Raw genomic sequence first — 23,470 nt, forward strand, 5'->3', positions numbered from 1 at the left:
GCTGAAATGGGCAAACTGACAGTGTATATTCATCCAGTCTTTAACCGTATACTCCTGCATTATTTATACGCCCGCCGTGCGAGGCCATCTTGGACAAGATCCTGATTCGTGGGGCTAGAACCCACAACCTGAAGAACATCGACCTGACCCTGCCCCGGGACAAACTGATTGTCATCACCGGCTTGTCCGGGTCCGGCAAATCATCGCTGGCGTTCGACACGCTGTATGCCGAAGGCCAGCGTCGTTATGTGGAGTCGCTGTCGGCCTATGCCCGGCAGTTCCTGTCGATGATGGAAAAGCCTGATGTCGACACCATCGAAGGCCTGTCGCCAGCCATTTCCATCGAACAGAAGTCGACCTCCCACAACCCACGCTCCACCGTGGGCACCATTACCGAAATCTACGATTACCTGCGCTTGTTGTATGCACGCGTCGGTATTCCGCGCTGCCCGGATCACGATATCCCGCTGGAAGCCCAGACCGTCAGCCAGATGGTCGACCTGGTGCTGGCCCAGCCGGAAGGCGCCAAGCTGATGCTGCTGGCGCCGGTGATTCGTGAGCGCAAGGGCGAGCACCTGTCGGTCTTCGAAGAGTTGCGCGCCCAGGGCTTTGTCCGCGCCCGGATCAACGGCAAGCTGTATGAGCTGGATGAAGTGCCGAAGCTGGATAAACAGAAGAAGCACACCATTGATGTGGTGGTCGACCGTTTCAAGGTGCGTGCCGATCTGCAGCAACGCCTGGCGGAGTCGTTCGAGACCGCGCTGAAGCTGGCAGACGGTATTGCCCTGGTGGCGCCGATGGACGACGAGCCGGGCGAAGAAATCATCTTCTCCGCGCGCTTCGCCTGCCCGATCTGCGGCCACGCCATCAGTGAGCTGGAACCCAAGCTGTTCTCCTTCAACAACCCGGCTGGCGCCTGTCCGACCTGTGATGGGCTGGGGGTCAAGCAGTTCTTCGATATCAAGCGCCTGGTCAATGGCGACCTGACGCTGGCGGAGGGCGCGATACGTGGTTGGGACCGGCGCAATGTGTACTACTTCCAGATGCTCGGGTCGTTGGCTGCCCACTATAAATTCAGTCTGGAAGTGCCCTTCAACGAGCTGCCGGCCGAGCAACAAAAAGTCATCCTGCACGGCAGCGGCTCGCAGAACGTCGACTTCAAGTACCTGAATGATCGTGGCGACATCGTCAAGCGCTCCCACCCGTTCGAAGGCATCGTGCCTAACCTGGAACGGCGCTACCGGGAAACCGAGTCGGCCAGCGTGCGCGAGGAGTTGGCCAAGTTCCTCAGCACCCAGCCCTGCCCGGATTGCCGCGGCACCCGTTTGCGTCGCGAGGCCCGCCACGTCTGGGTCGGCGAGAAAACCCTGCCGGCCGTGACCAACCTGCCCATCGGCGATGCCTGCGAATACTTCGGCGTATTGAAGCTGACCGGGCGACGCGGCGAAATTGCCGACAAGATCCTCAAGGAAATCCGCGAGCGCCTGCAGTTCCTGGTCAATGTGGGGTTGGATTACCTGTCCCTGGATCGCAGTGCCGACACCCTGTCTGGCGGCGAGGCCCAGCGCATACGCCTGGCCAGCCAGATCGGCGCCGGCCTGGTGGGCGTGCTGTACATTCTCGACGAGCCGTCCATCGGCTTGCACCAGCGTGACAACGATCGTCTGCTGGGCACGCTCAAGCACCTGCGGGACATCGGCAACACTGTGATCGTGGTCGAACACGATGAGGATGCCATTCGCCTGGCGGACTATGTGGTCGATATCGGCCCTGGTGCCGGCGTGCATGGCGGCCATATTGTGGCCCAGGGCACTCCCGCGGAAGTCATGGCCCATCCGGACTCATTGACAGGGAAATACCTGTCTGGCCGGGTAAAAATCGAAGTGCCGGCCAAACGTACGCCACGCAACAAAAAACAGGCGCTGCACCTCAAGGGCGCGCGCGGCAACAACCTGCGCAATGTCGACCTGGAAATCCCCCTGGGCCTGCTGACCTGCGTGACCGGTGTATCCGGCTCTGGCAAGTCGACGCTGATCAACAACACGCTGTTCCCCCTCAGTGCCACGGCACTGAACGGTGCTACCACCCTGGAAGCTGCCGCCCATGACAGCATCAAGGGCCTGGAGCTGCTGGATAAAGTGGTGGATATCGACCAGAGCCCGATCGGTCGCACGCCCCGCTCCAACCCTGCAACCTATACCGGGCTGTTCACGCCGATTCGCGAACTGTTCGCCGGTGTGCCGGAGTCCCGCTCGCGGGGTTATGGGCCAGGGCGCTTCTCCTTCAACGTCAAGGGCGGGCGCTGCGAGGCGTGCCAGGGCGATGGCCTGATCAAGGTCGAGATGCACTTCCTCCCGGACATCTACGTGCCGTGCGATGTGTGCAAGAGCAAGCGTTACAACCGCGAAACCCTGGAGATCAAGTACAAGGGCAAGAACATCCATGAAACCCTCGAGATGACCATCGAGGAGGCGCGGGTGTTCTTTGACGCAGTGCCGGCCCTGGCACGCAAACTCCAGACCCTGATGGACGTGGGCTTGTCGTATATCAAACTAGGGCAGTCGGCGACTACGCTGTCCGGTGGTGAGGCGCAGCGGGTGAAGCTGTCTCGCGAGCTGTCCAAGCGCGATACCGGCAAGACCTTGTATATCCTCGATGAGCCGACCACCGGCTTGCACTTTGCGGATATTCAGCAGTTGCTCGACGTACTGCACCGCCTGCGCGACCACGGCAACACGGTAGTCGTGATCGAGCACAACCTGGATGTAATCAAGACGGCCGACTGGCTCGTGGACCTTGGGCCGGAAGGCGGCTCCAAGGGTGGGCAGATTATTGCGGTGGGTACGCCGGAGCAGGTTTCCGAGATGCCGCAGTCCCACACTGGCTACTATCTGAAGCCGTTGCTGGCGCGCGACCGGGCCTGAGTTTTCGGGCCCAACAAAAAGCCCCTGTCACCGCTATGGTGACAGGGGCTTTTTTATGCCGGCGAAATCAGAACTGCGATTGCAGGTAGTTTTCCAGACCGATCAACTTGATCAGACCCAGCTGCTTTTCCAGCCAGTAGGTGTGATCTTCTTCAGTGTCGTTCAACTGTACGCGCAGGATTTCCCGGGTCACGTAGTCGTTGTGCTTCTCGCAAAGCTCAATGCCTTTGCACAGCGCAGCGCGGACTTTGTATTCCAGGCGCAAGTCGCTGGCGAGCATCTCAGGCACGGTGGTACCGGTATCCAGGTCATCAGGACGCATACGCGGCGTGCCTTCGAGCATCAGGATACGGCGCATCAGCGCGTCGGCGTGCTGTGCCTCTTCTTCCATTTCGTGATTGATACGCTCGTAGAGCTCGGTAAAGCCCCAGTCTTCGTACATCCGCGAGTGAATGAAATATTGGTCACGAGCTGCCAGTTCGCCCGTCAGCAACGTGTTGAGGTAATCGATTACGTCGGGGTGACCTTGCATCGCCCTACATCTCCCTGCTTGAAAGGCCCTAGTTTGAACCATGCTGACCTGCAGGTCACGAGACGAACGGCAGAAAAGTGAAGATTTTCAGAGAAAAGTAGCTGAAATAACGCAAAAACCGCCCAAATGAGGGCGGTTCTGCTTATCACTTAGAGTCAGTTAAGCGATACACCCAGCGCTGTTGCGATTCCTTCTCCATAAGCTGGATCAGCTTTGAAGAAGTGCTGCAGTTGACGCTGAACCACATCACTGGAAACCCCGGCCATCGCGCCGGCGATGTTGTTAATCAACAGCGCTTTTTGCTCAGCGTTCATCAGGCGGAACAGCGCACCGGCATGGCTGTAGTAATCAGTGTCTTCGCGGTGGTCGTAACGATCGGCCGCTCCACTGAGCGCCAAGGCTGGTTCTGCGTACTGCGGTGCCTGTTTTGGCGCATCGGCGTAACTGTTTGGCTCGTAGTTGGGAGCCGCACCGCCGTTGGTGCCGAACGCCATGGACCCGTCACGCTGATAGGTATTGACCGGACTGCGTGGAGCATTCACTGGCAGATGCTGATGGTTAGTGCCGATACGGTAGCGGTGCGCATCGGCGTAAGCGAATACACGGCCCTGCAGCATGCGATCCGGCGACAAACCGACGCCTGGCACCATGTTGCTTGGGCCGAACGCGGCCTGCTCCACTTCGGCGAAGTAGTTCTGCGGGTTGCGGTTCAACTCCAGCTCACCCACCTCAATCAGCGGGAACTCTTTCTGCGACCAGGTTTTGGTTACGTCGAAGGGGTTCTCGTAGTGAGCGTTGGCCTGGGCCTCAGTCATGATCTGGATGCACACACGCCATTTAGGGAAGTCACCGCGCTCAATGGCCCCAAACAGATCGCGCTGGGCGTAATCCGGATCGGTACCGGCCAGACGCGCTGCATCGGCAGGCGCCAGGTTCTTGATGCCTTGTTTGGTCTTGTAGTGCCACTTCACCCAATGACGCTCGCCATTGGCGTTGATCAAGCTGTAGGTGTGGCTACCAAAGCCGTGCATATGACGGTAGCCGTCAGGGATGCCACGGTCCGAAAACAGGATGGTGACCTGGTGCAGCGCCTCAGGCGAGTGCGACCAGAAGTCCCACATCATCTGTGCACTTTTCAGGTTGCTTTGCGGCAGGCGCTTTTGAGTGTGGATAAAGTCGGGGAACTTCAGCGGGTCACGGATAAAGAACACCGGGGTGTTGTTACCAACGATGTCCCAGTTGCCTTCTTCGGTGTAGAACTTCAGCGCGAAGCCACGTGGGTCGCGCTCGGTGTCTGCCGAGCCGCGTTCACCACCTACGGTAGAGAAGCGCAGAAAGGTCGGAGTCTGCTTACCGACAGCTTCAAACAGTTTGGCATTGGTGTATTGGGTGATGTCTTTGGTAACCGTGAAGGTCCCATACGCTCCCGAGCCTTTGGCGTGTACGCGGCGCTCTGGGATGTTTTCACGGTTGAAGTGGGCAAGCTTCTCGATCAGGTGAAAGTCGTCGAGCAACAACGGGCCACGCGGGCCGGCGGAACGGGAATTCTGGTTATCCGCAACGGGAGCACCGCTGGCGGTTGTAAGGGTTTTATTCTGGCTCATGCTCAATCTCCTCAGGTCAGTCTTGGAACTGCCGGCTAATCGGCTTGGAGGCAGTATTGACCAGGAAGATGACACCTTCAAATGTATTAAATCATGCCACTCAATAGATTTTTACTAACACCCAATCGACTCGCATAGCCAAAGGGCAATGAGTGAACATCACGTTGCTTTTCAATCGCCCACAAAAAACCGGGCACTAGGCCCGGTTTTTCGTAGCAGACTGTCGTCTTACTCGGCGGATACAGCTTCGCCAGCAGTAGCACGATCAACCAACTCGACGTACGCCATAGGCGCGTTGTCGCCAGTGCGGAAACCGCACTTGAGGATGCGCAGGTAGCCACCCTCACGGGTAGCATAACGCTTGCCCAGGTCGTTGAAGAGCTTACCAACGATAGCTTTCGAACGAGTACGGTCGAAAGCCAGACGGCGGTTAGCCAGGCTGTCTGTCTTGGCCAAAGTGATCAGCGGCTCAGCAACGCGACGCAGTTCTTTGGCTTTCGGCAGTGTAGTTTTAATCAGCTCGTGCTCGAACAGCGACACCGCCATGTTTTGAAACATGGCCTTGCGGTGCGAGCTGGTACGGCTCAGGTGACGACCACTTTTACGATGACGCATGGTTCATTCCTTACCAAACTCACGTTCGGTGATTACGACGATCAGGCAGTCGCCTTGTCGTCCTTCTTAAGACTTGCAGGCGGCCAGTTGTCGAGGCGCATGCCGAGGGACAGACCGCGGGAGGCCAGAACGTCCTTGATTTCAGTCAAGGATTTCTTGCCCAGGTTCGGAGTCTTCAACAGTTCTACTTCGGTACGCTGAATCAGGTCACCGATGTAGTAAATGTTTTCCGCCTTAAGGCAGTTAGCCGAACGTACAGTCAGTTCCAGATCGTCAACCGGGCGAAGCAGGATCGGATCGATCTCGTCTTCCTGCTCGATTACCACTGGTTCGCTGTCACCTTTGAGGTCGACGAACGCAGCCAACTGCTGTTGCAGAATGGTTGCAGCGCGGCGAATAGCCTCTTCAGGATCCAGAGTACCGTTGGTTTCCAGATCAATAACCAGCTTGTCCAGGTTAGTACGCTGCTCGACACGGGCGTTTTCCACCACGTATGCGATACGGCGAACCGGGCTGAACGAAGAGTCAAGCTGCAAGCGACCAATGCTGCGGCTTTCGTCTTCATCGCTCTGACGCGAGTCGGCCGGTTCATAACCACGACCACGAGCTACGGTGAGCTTCATGTTCAAAGCGCCGTTAGACGCCAGGTTAGCGATTACGTGATCGGGGTTAACGATCTCGACATCATGATCCAGCTGAATATCGGCAGCGGTAACCACCCCCGAACCCTTCTTCGACAAGGTCAGCGTAACTTCGTCACGGCCGTGCAGCTTGATAGCCAGACCTTTAAGGTTCAACAGGATTTCAATTACGTCTTCCTGTACACCTTCGATGGCGCTGTACTCGTGGAGCACACCGTCAATCTCGGCCTCGACTACTGCACAGCCGGGCATTGAGGACAACAGGATGCGGCGCAGCGCGTTGCCCAGGGTGTGGCCAAAACCACGCTCGAGAGGCTCGAGAGTGATCTTGGCGCGGGTTGGACTGACAACCTGCACATCAATGTGGCGGGGTGTCAGGAACTCATTTACCGAAATCTGCATGGATGCACCTATTTTCTAGCCCTTACTTGGAGTAGAGCTCGACAATCAGGCTTTCGTTGATGTCGGCGGACAGATCACTGCGAGCAGGAACGTTCTTGAAAACGCCCGACTTCTTCTCAGTGTCTACTTCTACCCATTCTACGCGGCCACGTTGGGCACACAGATCGAGAGCTTGGACAATGCGAAGTTGGTTTTTTGCTTTCTCGCGAATCGCGACCACGTCACCAGCACGAACCTGGTAGGACGGAACGTTAACGGTTTGGCCGTTTACGCTGACGGATTTGTGCGATACCAGCTGACGGGATTCGGCACGAGTCGAACCAAAGCCCATACGGTATACAACGTTGTCCAGACGGCATTCGAGCAGTTGCAGCAGGTTTTCACCGGTTGCACCTTTCTTGCCAGCAGCTTCTTTGTAGTAGCCGCTGAACTGACGCTCGAGAACGCCGTAGATACGACGGACCTTCTGCTTTTCACGCAGTTGGGTGCCGTAATCGGACTGGCGACCGCGGCGTTGGCCGTGGATACCAGGTGCTGCTTCAATGTTGCACTTCGATTCGATCGCGCGCACGCCGCTCTTCAGGAAGAGATCGGTGCCTTCGCGACGAGCGAGTTTGCATTTTGGACCAATGTAACGAGCCATTCTTTACAATCTCCTGGATTACACGCGGCGCTTCTTCGGCGGACGGCACCCGTTGTGCGGGATTGGCGTCACGTCGGTGATGCTGGCGATCTTATAGCCACAGCCGTTCAAAGCACGGACAGCAGACTCACGACCTGGACCTGGACCCTTGACGTTAACGTCGAGGTTTTTCAGGCCATATTCCAGCGCAGCTTGACCAGCACGTTCAGCAGCTACTTGAGCAGCAAACGGGGTGGACTTGCGGGAACCGCGGAAACCCGAACCACCGGAGGTAGCCCAAGAAAGCGCGTTACCTTGACGGTCGGTGATGGTCACGATGGTGTTGTTAAAAGATGCATGGATGTGGGCGATGCCATCAACCACTGTCTTTTTAACTTTTTTACGAGGACGAGCAGCAGGTTTTGCCATGATAATTTTCCTGTCGATTCGCTGGGGCGATTACTTGCGGATCGGCTTACGCGGACCTTTACGGGTACGCGCGTTAGTCTTGGTACGCTGACCGCGCACTGGAAGACCACGACGATGACGCAGACCGCGATAGCAACCGAGGTCCATCAAACGCTTGATTTTCATGTTGATTTCGCGACGCAGGTCACCTTCAGTGGTGAACTTCGCCACTTCGCCACGCAGCAATTCAATCTGCTCGTCGCTCAGATCCTTGATCTTAGCGGCTGGGTTTACCCCAGCAACTGCGCAAATTTTCTGCGCAGTAGTGCGACCAACACCATAGATGTAGGTCAGCGAGATAACAGTGTGCTTGTTATCTGGAATGTTAACGCCTGCAATACGGGCCATTCAGTGGGACTCCAATTGACAGCTACCTACGCCCCGGAAGCCAAGAAATAGGGCGCGAGATAATATCGCTGTAATAACAAATAATCAACCCGGCAGCGCACTAGCTGCCGGGCTTCAAGCGGATCACACTCAGCCTTGGCGCTGTTTGTGACGCGGTTCCGCGCTGCAAATTACTCGAACAACACCTTCGCGGCGAATAATCTTGCAGTTACGGCACAGCTTTTTCACCGATGCACGAACTTTCATCACCAACTCCTCGAACCTTATGGGGTACTCAGCGCAACATGCCGCTGCCGTAGCCCTTCAGGTTGGCTTTCTTCATCAGGGATTCGTACTGGTGCGAAACGAGGTGCGATTGTACTTGGGACATGAAGTCCATCACAACCACGACCACGATCAGCAACGAGGTCCCGCCAAGGTAGAACGGAACGTTTGCTGCAACCACCAGGAACTGGGGCAACAAGCACACGGCCGTCATATATAGAGCACCGAACAGGGTCAAACGGGTCAGAACGCCATCAATGTAGCGCGCCGACTGCTCGCCTGGACGAATACCCGGAATAAAGGCACCGGACTTCTTCAGGTTTTCCGCTACGTCTTTCGGATTGAACATCAACGCCGTATAGAAGAAGCAGAAGAAAATAATCCCTGCACTAAACAGCAGAATATTCAACGGCTGACCAGGAGCGATCGACTGCGAGATGTCCTGCAACCAGCCCATACCTTCAGACTGACCAAACCAGGCACCCAGCGAAGCCGGGAACAGCAAAATGCTGCTCGCGAAGATAGCAGGAATAACACCGGCCATATTCACTTTCAGCGGCAAGTGGCTGGTCTGCGCAGCGAAGACCTTACGGCCCTGCTGACGCTTGGCGTAGTGAACAGCAATACGACGCTGGCCACGCTCAATGAACACCACAAAACCGATAATCGCTACTGCCAGCAAACCGATGGCAACCAAGGCGAAGATATTGATATCACCCTGACGTGCAGACTCGAAAGACTGCCCGATTGCCCTCGGAAGACCGGCGACGATACCTGCGAAAATCAACATCGAGATACCGTTGCCAACACCACGCTCAGTAATCTGCTCACCCAGCCACATCATGAACATCGCACCAGCCACAAATGTGGTTACCGCGACGAAATGGAAGCCAAAGTCACCAGTGAACGCTACGCCCTGCCCTGCCAGACCAATGGACATGCCAATAGCCTGGACAAGAGCAAGAGCGACAGTGAGGTAGCGGGTGTACTGGCTTATCTTGCGACGACCAGCTTCACCTTCCTTCTTCAACTGCTCCAGCTGCGGGCTGACGGCGCTCATCAACTGCATGATGATCGATGCCGAAATGTACGGCATGATCCCCAGTGCAAAGATGCTCATCCGCTCCAGCGCGCCGCCGGAAAACATGTTGAACAAGCTAAGAATGGTCCCCTCATTCTGTCGAAACAGGTCTGCGAGTCGGTCCGGGTTGATACCTGGAACCGGGATGTGTGCGCCTATTCGGTAGACGATAATCGCCAGGAACAGAAAACGCAGACGAGCCCAAAGTTCAGACATACCGCCTTTGCCGAGCGCTGAGAGAGCACCTTGCTTAGCCATTTATTCCTCGAACTTGCCGCCAGCTGCTTCGATAGCCGAACGCGCACCTTTGGTGGCGCCGATTCCCTTGCCGATAGTGACAGCGCGAGTCACTTCACCGGACAGCATGATTTTCACACGCTGTACGTTGACGTTGATCACGTTGGCATCTTTCAGGGTCTGCACGGTAACGATGTCGCCTTCCACTTTAGCCAGCTCGGACAGACGCACTTCTGCGCGGTCCATGGCCTTCAGGGAAACGAAACCGAACTTCGGCAGGCGACGATGCAGCGGCTGTTGACCGCCTTCAAAGCCTGGAGCGATGGTGCCACCGGAGCGGGAGGTTTGACCTTTGTGGCCACGGCCACCAGTCTTACCCAAACCGCTACCGATACCACGGCCCGGACGATGCTTTTCGCGACGGGAACCCGGCGCTGGACTCAGATCATTGAGTTTCATCGATTAACCCTCGACACGCAGCATGTAGTAAGCCTTGTTGATCATCCCGCGATTCTCGGGAGTATCCTGGACTTCTACAGTGTGACCGATGCGACGCAGACCCAAACCCTTAACGCACAATTTGTGGTTAGGGATGCGGCCGGTCATGCTTTTGATCAGCGTTACTTTAACGGTAGCCATGATCAGAAGATCTCCTTGACGCTTTTGCCACGCTTGGCGGCAATGGATTCAGGAGATTGCATAGCTTTCAAACCTTTGAAAGTGGCGTGAACCACGTTTACCGGGTTAGTCGAGCCGTAGCACTTGGCCAGAACGTTCTGAACACCAGCAACCTCGAGGACAGCACGCATAGCGCCGCCAGCGATGATACCGGTACCTTCAGAAGCAGGCTGCATGTACACCTTCGAAGCGCCGTGAGCGGACTTCATTGCGTACTGCAGAGTGGTGCCGTTCAGGTCAACTTGGATCATGTTGCGACGAGCAGCTTCCATTGCCTTCTGGATCGCAGCAGGCACTTCACGCGACTTGCCACGGCCGAAGCCAACACGGCCCTTACCATCACCAACCACGGTCAACGCGGTGAAGGTGAAGATACGGCCGCCTTTAACGGTTTTGGCTACGCGGTTAACTTGAACCAGCTTCTCAATGTAGCCTTCGTCGCGCTTTTGGTCGTTATTTGACATAACTTAGAACTCCAGCCCAGCTTCACGAGCAGCATCAGCCAGCGCTTTAACGCGGCCGTGGTACTTGAAGCCAGAGCGGTCGAAAGCCACTTGCGAGACGCCAGCGGCCTTAGCACGCGTAGCGACCAGCTGGCCAACCTTAGTGGCCGCGTCGATGTTGCCAGTGGCACCATCACGCAGTTCTTTATCCAAAGTCGAGGCGCTTGCCAGGACTTTGTTGCCGTCGGCCGAGATGACCTGGGCGTAGATGTGCTGCGACGAGCGGAACACGCAGAGACGCACGACTTCGAGTTCGTGCATTTTCAGGCGTGCTTTGCGAGCGCGACGCAGTCGAGTAACTTTTTTGTCGGTCATTTGCTATGCCCTACTTCTTCTTGGCTTCTTTACGACGGACGACTTCGTCCGCGTAGCGCACACCTTTGCCTTTGTACGGCTCTGGTGGACGGAAGTCGCGGATCTCGGCAGCCACTTGACCTACCAGCTGCTTGTCGATGCCCTTGATCAGGATATCGGTCTGGCTAGGAGTTTCAGCGGTGATGCCTTCCGGCAGTTCGTAATCCACTGGGTGCGAGAAGCCAAGGGCCAGGTTCAAAACCGTGCCTTTTGCTTGCGCTTTGTAACCAACACCGACCAGCTGGAGCTTACGCTCGAAGCCTTGGCTTACGCCTTGGACCATGTTGTTTACCAACGCACGCGTGGTACCGGCCATTGCGCGAGTTTGTTGATCGCCATTGCGAGCAGCGAAACGCAGCTCACCAGCTTCTTCAACGATCTCAACGGACGAATGGATGTTCAGTTCAAGAGTACCCTTGGCACCCTTCACCGAAAGCTGCTGGCCTGCGAATTTTACTTCGACACCGGCTGGCAGCTTAACGGGGTTCTTAGCGACGCGAGACATGCTTATCCCCCCTTAGAACACAGTGCAAAGAACTTCGCCGCCGACACCGGCAGCGCGCGCAGCACGATCCGTCATCACACCTTTGTTGGTGGAGACGATAGACACGCCAAGACCGCCACGAACTTTCGGCAGATCTTCAACGGACTTGTACTGACGCAGGCCTGGACGGCTAACGCGCTTCACTTCCTCGATGACCGGACGGCCTTCGAAGTACTTCAGCTCGATGGACAGCAGTGGCTTGATTTCGCTGCTGATCTGATAACCCGCAATGTAGCCTTCGTCTTTCAGGACTTTGGCAACAGCTACCTTCAACGTGGAAGATGGCATGCTTACGACGGACTTTTCAGCCATCTGGGCATTACGGATACGAGTTAGCATGTCCGCTAACGGGTCCTGCATACTCATGGGCTAGACGCTCCTAATACAAAAAAATTAGCCTTGCGGCTACATATGTCACCGAGAATCTCCGGGCATAAAACACACGGGCTCAGGCGAGCCGCGTATTTTAGACACACTCCGGAAATGAAACAAGCCCCAAAAGGGGCTTGTTCCAGATTCTAGGCCACCGGCGGTCAGTATCTTGCGATCCTGGCCACCGAGACTTCGAAAGTACTTACCAGCTGGCTTTAACCAGACCTGGTACGTCACCACGCATTGCCGCTTCACGCAGTTTGTTACGGCCGAGGCCGAACTTGCGGTAAACGCCGTGCGGACGACCGGTCAGGCGGCAGCGGTTACGCATGCGCGAAGCGCTTGCGTCACGTGGCTGCTTCTGCAGAGCTACTGTAGCTTCCCAACGCGCTTCTGGACTTGCGTTCAGATCAACGATGATAGCTTTCAGTGCTGCACGCTTCTTGGCGTACTTGGCAACCGTGAGCTGACGCTTCAGCTCGCGGTTTTTCATGCTCATCTTGGCCATGGTCCTACTCCAATCAGTTGCGGAACGGGAATTTGAACGCACGCAGCAGAGCGCGGCCTTCATCATCGTTCTTGGCAGTGGTGGTCAGGGTGATGTCCAGACCGCGGAGAGCATCGATCTTGTCGTAGTCGATTTCCGGGAAGATGATCTGCTCTTTCACGCCCATGCTGTAGTTACCACGACCATCGAAGGACTTGGCATTCAGGCCGCGGAAGTCGCGAACCCGAGGCAGGGAGATCGACAGCAGACGATCCAGGAACTCGTACATACGCTCACGGCGCAGAGTCACTTTGACACCGATCGGCCAACCTTCACGGACTTTAAAGCCAGCGATGGATTTCCGAGCGTAAGTCACAACGACTTTTTGACCGGTGATCTTTTCCAGGTCAGCAACAGCGTGCTCGATGACTTTTTTGTCACCGATCGCTTCGCCCAAACCCATGTTCAGGGTGATTTTGGTAACGCGCGGAACTTCCATCACGTTCGAAAGCTTAAGTTCTTCCTTAAGCTTCGGAGCGATTTCCTTCCGGTAAATCTCTTTTAGTCGTGCCATGGTCTTATCTACCTAGCAGTGTTCAAGCATCAACCGCTTTTTGGGTCGACTTGAAGACACGAATTTTCTTACCGTCTTCTACTTTGAAACCAACGCGGTCAGCCTTGTTGGTTTCGCCGTTGAAGATGGCGACGTTAGAAGCGTGCAATGGCGCTTCTTTCTCGACGATACCGCCCTGTACGCCCGACGCGGGGTTAGGCTTGGTATGACGCTTGACCAGGTTCAGACCACCAATGACCAGACGGTCATCAGCAAGAACCTTCAGCACCTTACCGCGCTTACCTTTGTCTTTGCCGGCGATCACGATGATCTCGTCGTCACGACGAATCTTTTGCATGTCGGATCTCCTTACAGCACTTCTGGGGCGAGCGAGACGATCTTCATGAACTTCTCAGTACGAAGTTCACGGGTCACTGGCCCAAAGATACGGGTGCCGATCGGCTCTTGCTTGTTGTTCAGAAGAACAGCAGCGTTGCCATCAAAGCGGATAATGGAGCCATCAGCACGACGTACGCCGTGACGAGTGCGGACTACAACAGCAGTCATCACTTGGCCTTTTTTCACTTTACCGCGAGGAATTGCTTCCTTCACGGTAACTTTGATGATGTCACCGATACCAGCGTAACGACGATGGGAGCCACCCAGCACCTTGATGCACATAACACGGCGAGCGCCGCTGTTATCGGCCACATCGAGCATGGATTGAGTCTGAATCATATAATTTCTCCGACCCCTAGTCCTTAGACTTCCACAGCGCGTTCGAGAACATCAACCAGTGCCCAAGACTTGGTCTTGGCCAGCGGACGAGTTTCACGAATAGTGACTTTGTCGCCGATGTGGCACTGATTGGTTTCGTCGTGCGCGTGCAGCTTAGTCGAACGCTTAACATATTTACCGTAGATCGGGTGCTTAACGCGACGCTCGATCAAAACGGTGATGGTTTTGTCCATCTTGTCGCTGACAACACGGCCAGTCAGCGTACGGACAGTCTTTTCGGCTTCAGCCATGATCACTTACCTGCCTGCTGGTTGAGCACAGTCTTCACGCGAGCGATGTCACGCTTAACTTGCGAGAGCAGATGAGACTGCCCCAACTGGCCAGTTGCTTTCTGCATACGCAGATTGAACTGGTCGCGCAGCAGGCCGAGCAGTTGCTCGTTCAGCTGCTGTGCGGATTTTTCACGAAGTTCATTCGCTTTCATCACATCACCGTCCGTTTAACAAAGGCGGTGGCGAGCGGCAGCTTTGCAGCAGCCAGGGCAAAAGCCTCACGCGCCAGCTCTTCAGTTACACCCTCGATTTCATACAGGACTTTGCCTGGCTGAATCTGGGCTACCCAGTATTCCACGTTACCCTTACCTTTACCCATCCGAACCTCGAGAGGCTTTTTGGAGATCGGCTTGTCCGGGAATACACGGATCCAGATCTTGCCGCCACGTTTAACGTGACGGGTCAGAGCACGACGCGCTGACTCGATCTGACGAGCGGTGAGACGACCACGAGCTACAGACTTCAGCGCGAACTCGCCGAAGCTGACTTTGCTACCGCGCTGAGCCAGACCACGGTTGTGGCCTGTCATCTGCTTGCGGAACTTCGTACGCTTAGGTTGCAACATTTGGCGTACCCCTTACTTAGCAGCTTTTTTACGAGGCGCTGGTGCTTGTGGTTTCAGTTCTTCTTGGCGACCACCAATTACTTCGCCCTTGAAGATCCAAACCTTTACACCGATCACACCGTAAGTGGTGTGAGCTTCGTAGTTGGCATAGTCGATGTCGGCACGCAGGGTGTGCAATGGCACACGACCTTCGCGATACCATTCAGTACGTGCGATTTCAGCACCGCCGAGACGACCGCTCACTTGGATTTTGATGCCTTTGGCACCAATGCGCATGGCGTTCTGTACAGCGCGCTTCATAGCACGACGGAACATTACGCGGCGCTCCAGCTGCTGAGCTACGCTCTGCGCAACCAGCATACCGTCGAGCTCCGGCTTGCGGATCTCTTCGATATTGATGTGCACAGGCACACCCATTTGCTTGGTCAGGTCCTGACGCAGTTTCTCAACATCTTCACCTTTCTTCCCGATAACGATACCTGGACGAGCGGTGTGGATGGTGATACGTGCAGTTTGCGCCGGACGATGGATATCGATACGGCTTACGGACGCGCTTTTTAGTTTGTCTTGGAGATACTCACGCACCTTCAGATCAGCGAACAAATAGTCCGCATAAGTCCGACCGTCTGCGTACCAGACGGAGGTGTGCTCCTTGACGATTCCCAGGCGAATGCCAATGGGATGTACTTTCTGACCCATCTCTTCGACTCCGTTACTTGTCAGCAACCTTGACAGTGATATGGCAAGACCGCTTGACGATGCGATCAGCACGGCCTTTGGCACGCGGCATGATACGCTTCAGCGAACGCCCTTCGTTGACGAAAACGGTGCTGACCTTCAGGTCATCAACGTCTGCGCCTTCGTTATGCTCGGCGTTGGCTACGGCCGACTCCAGCACTTTCTTCATGATCTCGGCGGCTTTCTTACTGCTGAAAGCCAACAGGTTGAGCGCTTCGCCCACCTTCTTCCCGCGGATCTGGTCGGCGACCAAGCGGGCTTTCTGGGCGGAGATTCGAGCGCCCGACAACTTAGCGGCTACTTCCATTTCCTAACCCCTTAACGCTTGGCTTTCTTGTCTGCCACGTGCCCACGATAAGTGCGGGTACCGGCAAACTCGCCCAGTTTGTGGCCGACCATGTCTTCGTTAACGAGAACTGGGACGTGCTGACGACCGTTGTGTACTGCGATGGTCAAACCGACCATTTGTGGCAGGATCATAGAACGGCGCGACCAGGTCTTAACTGGTTTGCGATCGTTCTTTTCCGCCGCCACTTCGATCTTCTTCAGTAGGTGAAGATCAATAAAAGGACCTTTTTTCAGAGAACGTGGCACTGTCGTATCCCTCTATTTACTTGCGACGACGGACGATCATTTTGTCGGTACGCTTATTACCACGAGTCTTCGCGCCCTTAGTCGGGAAGCCCCATGGCGATACCGGATGACGACCACCAGAGGTACGACCTTCACCACCACCGTGTGGGTGGTCAACCGGGTTCATGGCAACACCACGAACGGTTGGGCGAACGCCACGCCAGCGTTTGGCACCAGCTTTACCCAGCGAACGCAGGCTGTGCTCGGAGTTCGAGACTTCGCCCAGGGTCGCACGGCATTCAGCCAGTACTTTACGCATCTCACCAGAACGCAGACGCAGGGTCACGTAGACACCTTCACGAGCGATCAGCTGAGCCGAAGCACCAGCGGAACGAGCGATCTGTGCGCCTTTACCTGGCTTCAATTCGATGCCGTGTACGGTGCTACCAACTGGAATGTTACGCAGTTGCAGAGCGTTGCCCGGCTTGATCGGTGCCAGGGCACCTGCGATCAGCTGGTCGCCAGCACTCACGCCTTTAGGCGCGATGATGTAGCGACGCTCGCCATCTGCGTACAGCAGCAGAGCGATGTGAGCAGTACGGTTTGGATCGTATTCGATACGCTCGACAGTGGCAGAGATGCCATCTTTGTCGTTGCGACGGAAATCGACCAGACGATAATGCTGCTTATGGCCACCACCGATGTGACGAGTGGTAATGCGACCATTGTTGTTACGACCACCAGTCTTCGATTTCTTCTCGAGCAGCGGTGCGTGAGGAGCGCCTTTATGCAGCTCCTGGTTGACCACCTTGACCACAAAACGGCGGCCAGGGGAAGTCGGTTTGCATTTAACGATTGCCATGATGCACCCCTTCCTTACTCAGCACTGCTGCTGAAATCGAGATCTTGGCCTGGCTGAAGGGAGATAACTGCCTTCTTCCAGTCATTACGCTTGCCCAGACCGCGAGCAGTGCGCTTGCTCTTACCCAGAACATTCAGGGTAGTAACACGCTCTACTTTCACGCTGAACAGGCTTTCGACGGCCTTCTTGATTTCCAGCTTGGTTGCGTCAGTTGCAACCTTGAAAACGAACTGGCCTTTCTTGTCAGCCAGAACCGTAGCCTTTTCGGAAACGTGCGGGCCAAGCAGAACTTTAAATACGCGTTCCTGGTTCATCCCAGCAGCTCCTCGAATTTCTTCACGGCCGACACGGTGATCAACACCTTGTCGTATGCGATCAGACTAACTGGATCGGAACCTTGCACGTCACGTACATCAACGTGTGGCAGGTTACGAGCAGCCAGGTACAGGTTCTGATCAACAGCTTCAGACACGATCAGGACATCAGTCAGACCCATGCCGTTCAGCTTGTTCAGCAGATCTTTGGTTTTCGGCGCTTCAACAGCGAAGTCCTGAACCACGACCAGACGATCAGTACGCACGAGTTCAGCAAGGATGGAGCGCAGTGCTGCGCGATACATCTTCTTGTTGAGCTTCTGAGAGTGATCCTGTGGACGAGCTGCGAAAGTGGTACCGCCGCCACGCCAGATTGGGCTACGGATAGTACCGGCACGAGCACGGCCAGTACCTTTCTGACGCCAAGGGCGCTTACCGCCACCACGAACGTCGGAACGGGTCTTTTGCTGCTTGCTACCTTGACGGCCGCCGGCCATGTAGGCCACGACTGCTTGGTGAACGAGCGTCTCGTTGAATTCGCCGCCAAATGTCAGTTCGGAAACTTCGATCGCTTGAGCGTCATTTACATTTAATTGCATGTCAGCTTCCCCTTAACCGCGAGCCTTGGCCGCTGGACGTACAACCAGGTTGCCGCCAGTAGCGCCAGGAACAGCACCCTTGACCAACAACAGATTGCGTTCAGCGTCGACGCGCACTACTTCGAGGGACTGCACGGTCACGCGCTCAGCGCCCATATGACCGGACATTTTTTTGCCCTTGAATACACGACCAGGAGTCTGGCACTGGCCAATAGAGCCCGGGACGCGGTGGGAAACGGAGTTACCGTGAGTGTTGTCTTGGCCACGGAAATTCCAACGCTTGATCGTACCCTGGAAGCCTTTACCCTTGGACTGACCGGTTACATCAACCAGTTGACCAGCGGCGAAGATTTCAGCGTTGATCAGATCGCCAGCCTGGTAGTCACCATCTTCAAGACGGAACTCCATAACAGTACGACCAGCTGCAACGTTTGCTTTAGCGAAGTGACCTGCTTGAGCAGCAGTCACGCGCGAAGCACGACGCTCGCCGACAGTGACTTGCACTGCACGATAGCCATCGGTTTCTTCAGTTTTGAACTGGGTGACGCGATTCGGCTCGATCTCAATGACCGTGACCGGAATGGAGACACCTTCTTCGGTGAAAATACGGGTCATACCGCATTTACGACCGACTACACCAATAGTCATGTTGTAAACCTCATGAGTGTACGGGGCTTTCACCCGCTATGGCCGCCCATTTCAGAGCGTTACACGACTAAGACCCGAGTCTTAGCCGAGGCTGATCTGTACTTCCACACCGGCCGCCAGATCAAGCTTCATAAGTGCATCAACGGTTTTATCCGTTGGCTGGACGATGTCCAGAACGCGCTTATGAGTACGGATCTCGTACTGGTCACGCGCGTCTTTGTTGACGTGCGGGGAGACCAGAACGGTGAACCGCTCTTTGCGGGTAGGCAGTGGAATAGGACCACGCACTTGTGCCCCAGTACGTTTCGCGGTTTCCACGATTTCCTGGGTGGATTGGTCGATCAGGCGATGGTCAAAAGCCTTCAACCTGATACGGATTTGCTGATTTTGCATTGGATTTCAGACTCCGGCTGCTATTCCCACCGAGCGCACTGCGCCCGTTAAAAGGAGGCGCAATTCTATAGACGCCCCAGATAGGTGTCAACCCAATAAAAAAGCCCCCGCTGAGCGGGGGCTTTTCAAAGCATCGAAGCTATCTCAGAAGAGATGCTTACTCGATGATTTTAGCTACAACGCCAGCACCAACGGTACGGCCGCCTTCACGGATTGCGAAGCGCAGACCGTCTTCCATTGCGATGGTTTTGATCAGGGTGACAACCATTTTGATGTTGTCGCCTGGCATTACCATTTCAACGCCTTCCGGCAGTTCGCAGTTACCAGTCACGTCAGTAGTACGGAAGTAGAACTGTGGACGGTAGCCTTTGAAGAACGGAGTGTGACGACCGCCTTCTTCTTTGCTCAGCACGTACACTTCAGCTTCGAACTTGGTGTGCGGCTTAACCGAACCTGGCTTAACCAGAACCTGGCCACGCTCAACGTCGTCACGCTTGGTACCACGCAGCAGAACGCCGCAGTTCTCGCCAGCACGACCTTCGTCAAGCAGCTTACGGAACATTTCAACACCGGTGCAGGTGGTGACGGTAGTGTCACGCAGACCAACGATTTCCAGTGGATCCTGAACCTTGACGATACCGCGCTCGATACGACCAGTTACAACAGTACCGCGACCGGAGATCGAGAATACGTCTTCGATTGGCATCAGGAACGGCTTGTCGATAACACGAACTGGATCTGGGATGTAGCTGTCCAGAGTCTCAACCAGTTTACGAACGGACGTGGTGCCCATTTCGTTATCGTCTTTGCCTTCCAGAGCCATACGAGCAGAACCGATGATGATCGGAGTGTCGTCGCCTGGGAAGTCGTAAGTGCTCAGCAGATCGCGCACTTCCATCTCAACCAGTTCCAGCAGCTCAGCGTCGTCTACCAGGTCGGCCTTGTTCAGGTAAACCACGATGTACGGAACGCCTACCTGACGGGACAGCAGGATGTGCTCACGGGTTTGTGGCATCGGACCATCAGCGGCCGAGCAAACCAGGATTGCGCCGTCCATCTGGGCAGCACCGGTGATCATGTTCTTCACATAGTCAGCGTGACCTGGGCAGTCAACGTGAGCGTAGTGACGGATCAGCGAGTTGTATTCAACGTGCGCGGTGTTGATGGTGATACCACGAGCTTTTTCTTCTGGCGCGCTGTCGATTTTATCGAAATCAACGATTGCGGAACCGAATACTTCGGAGCAAACGCGAGTCAGAGCAGCAGTCAGAGTGGTTTTACCATGGTCAACGTGACCGATAGTGCCAACGTTGACGTGCGGTAGGGAACGATCAAATTTTTCTTTAGCCACGACAATTAACTCCTTGCCTAAAGGACTGAATCAGCCTTGTTTTTTGGATACAGTTTCAGCGATGTGCGCCGGAGCTGTGTTGTATTTTTTGAATTCCATAGAGTAGCTTGCGCGACCCTGGGACATGGAGCGAACGTCGGTCGCGTAACCGAACATCTCACCCAACGGAACCTCGGCGCGAATCACTTTGCCGGAAACCGTGTCTTCCATACCCAAGATCATGCCGCGACGACGGTTAAGGTCGCCCATGACATCACCCATATAGTCTTCAGGTGTAACAACTTCTACCGCCATGATTGGCTCAAGCAACTCACCACCGCCCTTCTGGGCCAGTTGCTTGGTTGCCATGGAAGCAGCCACCTTAAACGCCATCTCGTTGGAGTCGACATCGTGGTAAGAACCGTCAAAAACGGTTGCTTTCAGGCCGATCAGCGGATAGCCGGCAACAACACCGTTCTTCATCTGCTCTTCGATACCCTTCTGGATAGCAGGGATGTATTCCTTAGGAACAACACCACCTACTACTTCGTTCACGAATTGCAGACCTTCCTGACCTTCGTCAGCAGGAGCAAAACGGATCCAGCAGTGACCGAACTGACCACGACCGCCGGACTGACGAACGAACTTGCCTTCGATTTCACAGTTCTTCGTGATGCGCTCACGATAGGAAACCTGAGGCTTACCGATGTTGGCTTCGACGTTGAACTCACGGCGCATCCGGTCAACCAGGATGTCCAGGTGCAACTCGCCCATGCCGGAGATGATCGTTTGACCAGTCTCTTCATCAGTCTTGACGCGGAAAGATGGATCTTCCTGAGCAAGCTTGCCCAGTGCAATACCCATTTTTTCCTGGTCATCCTTGGTCTTAGGCTCTACGGCAACCGAGATAACCGGCTCCGGGAAGTCCATGCGAACCAGGATGATTGGCTTAGCAGCGTCGCACAAGGTCTCACCAGTGGTGACATCCTTCATGCCGATCAAGGCCGCGATGTCACCAGCGCGTACTTCCTTGATCTCTTCGCGGGCGTTTGCGTGCATTTGCACCATACGACCCACACGCTCTTTCTTGCCCTTGACCGAGTTGATCACGCCGTCGCCGGAGGCCAACACGCCCGAGTAAACGCGGACGAAAGTCAGGGTACCCACGAATGGGTCGGTAGCGATCTTGAACGCCAGAGCCGAGAACGGCTCGCTGTCGTCAGCGTGACGCTCCATCTCTTCTTCCTCGTTATCAGGGTTAGTACCCTTGATAGCAGGAATGTCAGTTGGAGCAGGCAGGTAGTCGATAACGGCGTCGAGAACCAGGGGAACACCCTTGTTCTTGAAGGAAGAACCGCAAACAGCCAAGACGATCTCACCAGCGATAGTACGCTGACGCAGAGCAGCCTTGATTTCCACGTTGGTGAGTTCTTCACCTTCGAGGTACTTGTTCATCAGCTCTTCGCTGGCTTCGGCAGCAGCCTCAACCAGGTTATTGCGCCACTCGTCAGCCAGCTCCTGCAATTCTGCAGGGATAGGCTTACGAACAGGAACCATACCTTTGTCGGCGTCATTCCAGTAGACGGCTTCCATGGTGATCAGATCGATCTGGCCCTGGAAGTTGTCTTCAGAACCGATAGCCAATTGGATTGGCACCGGAGTGTGACCCAGACGCTGCTTGATCTGACCGATCACGCGCAGGAAGTTCGCACCAGCACGGTCCATCTTGTTTACGTAAACAAGACGTGGAACACCGTACTTGTTGGCTTGACGCCATACGGTTTCCGACTGAGGCTCAACGCCCGAAGTACCGCAGAACACAACGACCGCGCCGTCGAGTACACGCAGGGAACGCTCAACTTCAATGGTGAAGTCTACGTGGCCCGGGGTATCGATTACGTTGAAGCGGTGCTCGTCCTTGTACTGCTTGGCAGAACCTTTCCAGAAGGCGGTAATAGCAGCAGAAGTAATGGTAATACCACGCTCCTGCTCCTGAACCATCCAGTCTGTGGTCGCGGCACCATCATGCACCTCGCCCATTTTGTGACTTTTGCCGGTGTAAAACAGTACGCGCTCGGTGGTGGTGGTTTTACCAGCATCCACGTGAGCAACGATACCGATGTTACGGTAGCGGCTAATCGGAGTAGTACGAGCCATAAAGCCCTCGCAAAATTAGTGAAGCTAAGATTAGAAGCGGTAGTGCGAGAAAGCTTTGTTAGCTTCAGCCATACGGTGCACGTCTTCACGCTTCTTAACAGCAGCACCTTTACCTTCAGCAGCGTCCAACAGCTCGCCGGCCAAACGCAGAGCCATAGACTTCTCGCCGCGCTTACGGGCGAAGTCTACCAACCAGCGCATTGCCAGGGCGTTACGACGGGACGGACGAACTTCGACCGGAACCTGGTAAGTAGCACCGCCTACACGGCGCGACTTCACTTCGACCAGCGGAGCGATGGCGTCGAGAGCTTTCTCGAAGATTTCCAGGGGGTCGCTGTTCTTGCGTTCTTTAACCTTTTCCAGCGCGCCATAAACGATACGCTCGGCAACGGCTTTCTTGCCGCTTTCCATCACGTGGTTCATGAACTTGGCCAGAATTTGGCTTCCGTATTTTGGATCGTCAAGCACTTCGCGCTTGGCTGCTACGCGTCTTCTTGGCATGGATAAGCCCTCAAACGGTCTTCAGGTTCGTTCGGAATCGGTGCCCTTGCGGGACGCCTCCGACCTTACTCTTATCGACTCAGAAAATAAGATGATTCAGTTTACAAAAAGCCGCTACTACTTAGGCTTCTTGGTACCGTACTTCGAACGACCCTGGTTACGACCTTTAACGCCGGAAGTATCCAAGGAGCCGCGTACGGTGTGGTAACGAACACCTGGCAAGTCTTTTACACGACCGCCGCGGATCAGTACCACGCTGTGCTCTTGCAGGTTGTGACCTTCACCACCGATGTACGAGGAAACCTCGAAACCGTTGGTCAGGCGCACACGGCATACTTTACGCAGTGCCGAGTTAGGTTTTTTCGGCGTAGTGGTATACACGCGAGTGCATACGCCACGACGTTGCGGGCAGTTCTGCAGCGCAGGTACGTCGGATTTCTCGACGATACGCTTACGCGGCTGACGTACCAGCTGGTTGATAGTTGCCATCT

Annotated in this window: 35 protein-coding genes; 1 reads left to right on the forward strand and 34 read right to left on the reverse strand. The window is 55.3% G+C overall.

Features of this window, described 5'->3' with window-relative positions:
• Positions 1 to 89 precede the first annotated feature (89 nt).
• Positions 90 to 2,924, forward strand: coding sequence for an excinuclease ABC subunit UvrA (gene uvrA / locus HU773_RS25000; RefSeq protein WP_186624998.1), 2,835 nt, complete (start codon positions 90 to 92; stop codon positions 2,922 to 2,924).
• Positions 2,925 to 2,991: 67 nt separating this feature from the next.
• Here the strand turns inward: uvrA and bfr are convergent, their stop codons facing one another.
• From bfr to rpsL, 34 genes are all read right to left on the reverse strand, one after another.
• On the reverse strand, positions 2,992 to 3,456 hold the full coding sequence (gene bfr, locus HU773_RS25005) for a bacterioferritin (RefSeq protein ID WP_029299402.1): 465 nt from the start codon (positions 3,454 to 3,456) through the stop codon (positions 2,992 to 2,994).
• 155 nt (positions 3,457 to 3,611) lie between these two features.
• Positions 3,612 to 5,060 (reverse strand): catalase, encoded by a 1,449-nt coding sequence (locus HU773_RS25010; protein ID WP_128593464.1) that lies wholly within the window; start codon positions 5,058 to 5,060, stop codon positions 3,612 to 3,614.
• 228 nt (positions 5,061 to 5,288) lie between these two features.
• On the reverse strand, positions 5,289 to 5,675 hold the full coding sequence (gene rplQ, locus HU773_RS25015) for a 50S ribosomal protein L17 (RefSeq protein ID WP_007918448.1): 387 nt from the start codon (positions 5,673 to 5,675) through the stop codon (positions 5,289 to 5,291).
• A gap of 41 nt (positions 5,676 to 5,716) precedes the next feature.
• On the reverse strand, positions 5,717 to 6,718 hold the full coding sequence (locus tag HU773_RS25020) for a DNA-directed RNA polymerase subunit alpha (protein WP_003176403.1): 1,002 nt from the start codon (positions 6,716 to 6,718) through the stop codon (positions 5,717 to 5,719).
• A gap of 22 nt (positions 6,719 to 6,740) precedes the next feature.
• Positions 6,741 to 7,361: a 30S ribosomal protein S4 gene (gene rpsD / locus HU773_RS25025; RefSeq protein ID WP_003210056.1), complete on the reverse strand. Its 621-nt coding sequence runs from the start codon at positions 7,359 to 7,361 to the stop codon at positions 6,741 to 6,743.
• 18 nt (positions 7,362 to 7,379) lie between these two features.
• Positions 7,380 to 7,769: a 30S ribosomal protein S11 gene (gene rpsK / locus HU773_RS25030; RefSeq protein WP_002555466.1), complete on the reverse strand. Its 390-nt coding sequence runs from the start codon at positions 7,767 to 7,769 to the stop codon at positions 7,380 to 7,382.
• A gap of 30 nt (positions 7,770 to 7,799) precedes the next feature.
• Positions 7,800 to 8,156 (reverse strand): 30S ribosomal protein S13, encoded by a 357-nt coding sequence (gene rpsM, locus HU773_RS25035; protein WP_024077676.1) that lies wholly within the window; start codon positions 8,154 to 8,156, stop codon positions 7,800 to 7,802.
• Positions 8,157 to 8,285: 129 nt separating this feature from the next.
• Positions 8,286 to 8,402 carry a 50S ribosomal protein L36 gene (gene rpmJ / locus HU773_RS25040; protein WP_002555468.1) on the reverse strand — a complete coding sequence of 39 codons (117 nt, stop codon included), beginning with the start codon at positions 8,400 to 8,402 and terminating at the stop codon, positions 8,286 to 8,288.
• Between the two features lie 28 nt (positions 8,403 to 8,430).
• Positions 8,431 to 9,759, reverse strand: a complete 1,329-nt coding sequence (gene secY / locus HU773_RS25045) for a preprotein translocase subunit SecY (RefSeq protein WP_038443739.1) — start codon at positions 9,757 to 9,759, stop codon at positions 8,431 to 8,433.
• Positions 9,760 to 10,197, reverse strand: coding sequence for a 50S ribosomal protein L15 (rplO, locus tag HU773_RS25050; RefSeq protein ID WP_003176407.1), 438 nt, complete (start codon positions 10,195 to 10,197; stop codon positions 9,760 to 9,762).
• Positions 10,198 to 10,200: 3 nt separating this feature from the next.
• A complete protein-coding gene (gene rpmD, locus HU773_RS25055) occupies positions 10,201 to 10,377 on the reverse strand; it encodes a 50S ribosomal protein L30 (protein WP_003176408.1) in 177 nt (58 codons plus the stop codon).
• A 2-nt stretch (positions 10,378 to 10,379) separates the two neighbouring features.
• Positions 10,380 to 10,880, reverse strand: coding sequence for a 30S ribosomal protein S5 (gene rpsE, locus HU773_RS25060; protein WP_003186035.1), 501 nt, complete (start codon positions 10,878 to 10,880; stop codon positions 10,380 to 10,382).
• Positions 10,881 to 10,883: 3 nt separating this feature from the next.
• Positions 10,884 to 11,234, reverse strand: coding sequence for a 50S ribosomal protein L18 (rplR, locus tag HU773_RS25065; protein WP_003186037.1), 351 nt, complete (start codon positions 11,232 to 11,234; stop codon positions 10,884 to 10,886).
• 10 nt (positions 11,235 to 11,244) lie between these two features.
• Positions 11,245 to 11,778, reverse strand: coding sequence for a 50S ribosomal protein L6 (gene rplF / locus HU773_RS25070; protein WP_003176412.1), 534 nt, complete (start codon positions 11,776 to 11,778; stop codon positions 11,245 to 11,247).
• Between the two features lie 12 nt (positions 11,779 to 11,790).
• A complete protein-coding gene (gene rpsH, locus HU773_RS25075) occupies positions 11,791 to 12,183 on the reverse strand; it encodes a 30S ribosomal protein S8 (protein ID WP_017848802.1) in 393 nt (130 codons plus the stop codon).
• Between the two features lie 208 nt (positions 12,184 to 12,391).
• Positions 12,392 to 12,697, reverse strand: coding sequence for a 30S ribosomal protein S14 (gene rpsN, locus HU773_RS25080; protein WP_003176414.1), 306 nt, complete (start codon positions 12,695 to 12,697; stop codon positions 12,392 to 12,394).
• 13 nt (positions 12,698 to 12,710) lie between these two features.
• The gene (gene rplE, locus HU773_RS25085) at positions 12,711 to 13,250 is read right to left on the reverse strand and encodes a 50S ribosomal protein L5 (protein ID WP_003210069.1); all 540 of its coding nucleotides are present in this window, start codon (positions 13,248 to 13,250) and stop codon (positions 12,711 to 12,713) included.
• 22 nt (positions 13,251 to 13,272) lie between these two features.
• Positions 13,273 to 13,587, reverse strand: coding sequence for a 50S ribosomal protein L24 (gene rplX, locus HU773_RS25090; protein WP_029299388.1), 315 nt, complete (start codon positions 13,585 to 13,587; stop codon positions 13,273 to 13,275).
• A gap of 11 nt (positions 13,588 to 13,598) precedes the next feature.
• A complete protein-coding gene (rplN, locus tag HU773_RS25095) occupies positions 13,599 to 13,967 on the reverse strand; it encodes a 50S ribosomal protein L14 (protein ID WP_002555479.1) in 369 nt (122 codons plus the stop codon).
• Between the two features lie 23 nt (positions 13,968 to 13,990).
• Positions 13,991 to 14,257 (reverse strand): 30S ribosomal protein S17, encoded by a 267-nt coding sequence (gene rpsQ, locus HU773_RS25100; protein ID WP_003176419.1) that lies wholly within the window; start codon positions 14,255 to 14,257, stop codon positions 13,991 to 13,993.
• 2 nt (positions 14,258 to 14,259) lie between these two features.
• Positions 14,260 to 14,451 carry a 50S ribosomal protein L29 gene (gene rpmC, locus HU773_RS25105; RefSeq protein ID WP_002555481.1) on the reverse strand — a complete coding sequence of 64 codons (192 nt, stop codon included), beginning with the start codon at positions 14,449 to 14,451 and terminating at the stop codon, positions 14,260 to 14,262.
• On the reverse strand, positions 14,451 to 14,864 hold the full coding sequence (gene rplP, locus HU773_RS25110) for a 50S ribosomal protein L16 (RefSeq protein ID WP_003232424.1): 414 nt from the start codon (positions 14,862 to 14,864) through the stop codon (positions 14,451 to 14,453). Before rplP ends, rpmC begins: the two co-directional genes overlap by 1 nt.
• Before the next feature lie 12 nt (positions 14,865 to 14,876).
• Positions 14,877 to 15,563: a 30S ribosomal protein S3 gene (gene rpsC, locus HU773_RS25115; RefSeq protein ID WP_003176422.1), complete on the reverse strand. Its 687-nt coding sequence runs from the start codon at positions 15,561 to 15,563 to the stop codon at positions 14,877 to 14,879.
• Positions 15,564 to 15,576: 13 nt separating this feature from the next.
• Positions 15,577 to 15,909 (reverse strand): 50S ribosomal protein L22, encoded by a 333-nt coding sequence (gene rplV, locus HU773_RS25120; RefSeq protein WP_003103908.1) that lies wholly within the window; start codon positions 15,907 to 15,909, stop codon positions 15,577 to 15,579.
• An 11-nt stretch (positions 15,910 to 15,920) separates the two neighbouring features.
• A complete protein-coding gene (gene rpsS, locus HU773_RS25125) occupies positions 15,921 to 16,196 on the reverse strand; it encodes a 30S ribosomal protein S19 (protein WP_002555486.1) in 276 nt (91 codons plus the stop codon).
• Between the two features lie 16 nt (positions 16,197 to 16,212).
• Positions 16,213 to 17,037 carry a 50S ribosomal protein L2 gene (gene rplB / locus HU773_RS25130; RefSeq protein ID WP_003176423.1) on the reverse strand — a complete coding sequence of 275 codons (825 nt, stop codon included), beginning with the start codon at positions 17,035 to 17,037 and terminating at the stop codon, positions 16,213 to 16,215.
• Between the two features lie 14 nt (positions 17,038 to 17,051).
• Positions 17,052 to 17,351 (reverse strand): 50S ribosomal protein L23, encoded by a 300-nt coding sequence (gene rplW, locus HU773_RS25135; RefSeq protein WP_002555488.1) that lies wholly within the window; start codon positions 17,349 to 17,351, stop codon positions 17,052 to 17,054.
• On the reverse strand, positions 17,348 to 17,950 hold the full coding sequence (rplD, locus tag HU773_RS25140) for a 50S ribosomal protein L4 (protein ID WP_057438746.1): 603 nt from the start codon (positions 17,948 to 17,950) through the stop codon (positions 17,348 to 17,350). The genes rplW and rplD overlap by 4 nt, the downstream gene beginning before the upstream one ends.
• Positions 17,951 to 17,962: 12 nt before the next feature.
• Positions 17,963 to 18,598, reverse strand: coding sequence for a 50S ribosomal protein L3 (gene rplC / locus HU773_RS25145; protein ID WP_003194649.1), 636 nt, complete (start codon positions 18,596 to 18,598; stop codon positions 17,963 to 17,965).
• Between the two features lie 81 nt (positions 18,599 to 18,679).
• A complete protein-coding gene (gene rpsJ, locus HU773_RS25150; protein WP_003186070.1) occupies positions 18,680 to 18,991 on the reverse strand; it encodes a 30S ribosomal protein S10 in 312 nt (103 codons plus the stop codon).
• A gap of 157 nt (positions 18,992 to 19,148) precedes the next feature.
• Positions 19,149 to 20,342, reverse strand: coding sequence for an elongation factor Tu (tuf, locus tag HU773_RS25155; RefSeq protein WP_003176426.1), 1,194 nt, complete (start codon positions 20,340 to 20,342; stop codon positions 19,149 to 19,151).
• A 30-nt stretch (positions 20,343 to 20,372) separates the two neighbouring features.
• Positions 20,373 to 22,478: an elongation factor G gene (gene fusA, locus HU773_RS25160; protein ID WP_029299268.1), complete on the reverse strand. Its 2,106-nt coding sequence runs from the start codon at positions 22,476 to 22,478 to the stop codon at positions 20,373 to 20,375.
• A 30-nt stretch (positions 22,479 to 22,508) separates the two neighbouring features.
• Complete coding sequence (rpsG, locus tag HU773_RS25165) at positions 22,509 to 22,979, reverse strand: 30S ribosomal protein S7 (RefSeq protein ID WP_002555493.1); 471 nt, start codon at positions 22,977 to 22,979, stop codon at positions 22,509 to 22,511.
• Positions 22,980 to 23,096: 117 nt separating this feature from the next.
• Positions 23,097 to 23,468, reverse strand: coding sequence for a 30S ribosomal protein S12 (rpsL, locus tag HU773_RS25170; RefSeq protein ID WP_002555494.1), 372 nt, complete (start codon positions 23,466 to 23,468; stop codon positions 23,097 to 23,099).
• Positions 23,469 to 23,470: the final 2 nt, after the last annotated feature.

Origin of the sequence: Pseudomonas shahriarae (genome assembly GCF_014268455.2) — a bacterium.
Classification (GTDB): domain Bacteria; phylum Pseudomonadota; class Gammaproteobacteria; order Pseudomonadales; family Pseudomonadaceae; genus Aquipseudomonas; species Aquipseudomonas shahriarae.